This window comes from Blastocatellia bacterium (assembly GCA_035275065.1).
Taxonomy (GTDB): domain Bacteria; phylum Acidobacteriota; class Blastocatellia; order UBA7656; family UBA7656; genus DATENM01.
The window spans coordinates 1-1,062 of sequence record DATENM010000088.1 but is presented as its reverse complement, the minus strand read 5'-3'; the positions used below and the strand labels follow the sequence as shown (position 1 = coordinate 1,062).

Below are 1,062 nucleotides of genomic sequence, written 5' to 3'. Positions count from 1 at the left end.
TTTCTGCTGACTTGTTCGTTCTATGGTGAGATATTCTTGCGGTGTATGCCTTGGTTTAGTTTGTGACGACATAAGCTTTCTCCGTAGTAGATATGTACCACAAACATTGTGTCAGGAGCGAGCGGATGGCCGTCTAACGCCTGCGTTTACCGGGCGCGGGCGACGGCCTCACAAGTAATCACGTGAATGGCGCGGCCCGCGCTCCGGTGCAACGCCTTGTTAGACGCCTCTCTGCATCTATCGCAATAAGGCTTTTAATCCTGCTTGCTCGAAGTGCTCGTCTGTTGTCAGCGCATCGGTTAAGCCACGCTCTTGCATCACCGCGAAGGAGATGCAATCCGTTATCCCCCATTCTTTATCCCTACGGCTCTGATATAGCTCAAAGCCTCGCTTGTATAAGTCTTCCGTCAGAGGAATAATTTTCACCCTCGGGTCCTGTTCAAGCGACTCTAACAGCTCGATACTGGCTTGCCGATGCCGCTGTTTTGAAAGGGCATTGCCAATTTCGAGAATGATGGCGCGCGTCGTCAATAGTTGCGCCTCGTCTGCTTCTAGCTGCTCCGCCAGCAGCAATGCCTTTTCGTGGTGCTCATCTTTCGGCGAAGAGAGCGCAATGGCGTAAGCCGTATCAAGAAACAGTTCCGTCTTAGCCATCAGTTCGGTTCCCGTAAAGGTATTCTTCAATCCGTTCAGACCAATCAACCGGGCCTTCTAAGTTGAGGGAGCGAGCGGTTTGCAGAAATGATTTCGGGCTAGGCTGTGCGGTGCTTGATTCTTCGATGGTTATACGCACTTTCGTATTGGGCTGCAACATCAATGGTTCTTGTGGGCGTAAGACCTCGCCATCAAATACGGCTTCAATTGTTCTGCTCATCATCTTCCTCCCGGGCCAATGATACCACAGCGTCTACGCCGCAGGCGTCTAACGAACACACATCACCGGGCCGCGACAACGGCATTGGCCGAAAGATAAGAACTCCGCCGTCGCGGCTCCGGTGCATGTCGTTGTTAGACCCCCTTGGCGATTTTAGCGCCTCCCCACTTTCATATGAATCGCCCACG

At 52.5% G+C, this 1,062-nt stretch carries 2 protein-coding genes; both read right to left on the bottom strand.

Features of this window, described 5'->3' with window-relative positions; all coding sequences use genetic code 11:
• Positions 1-237 precede the first annotated feature (237 nt).
• Positions 238-654 (bottom strand): type II toxin-antitoxin system VapC family toxin, encoded by a 417-nt coding sequence (locus tag VJ464_20765; protein ID HKQ07570.1) that lies wholly within the window; start codon positions 652-654, stop codon positions 238-240.
• Complete coding sequence (locus tag VJ464_20760; GenBank protein HKQ07569.1) at positions 647-877, bottom strand: antitoxin family protein; 231 nt, start codon at positions 875-877, stop codon at positions 647-649. The genes VJ464_20765 and VJ464_20760 overlap by 8 nt, the downstream gene beginning before the upstream one ends.
• Positions 878-1,062 lie beyond the last annotated feature (185 nt).

Excerpts from the sequence above, each read along its gene's own strand:
- VJ464_20765 (HKQ07570.1), bottom strand. The coding sequence starts at position 654 with ATGGCTAAGACGGAACTGTTTCTTGATACGGCTTACGCCATTGCGCTC.
- VJ464_20760 (HKQ07569.1), bottom strand. The coding sequence starts at position 877 with ATGATGAGCAGAACAATTGAAGCCGTATTTGATGGCGAGGTCTTACGC.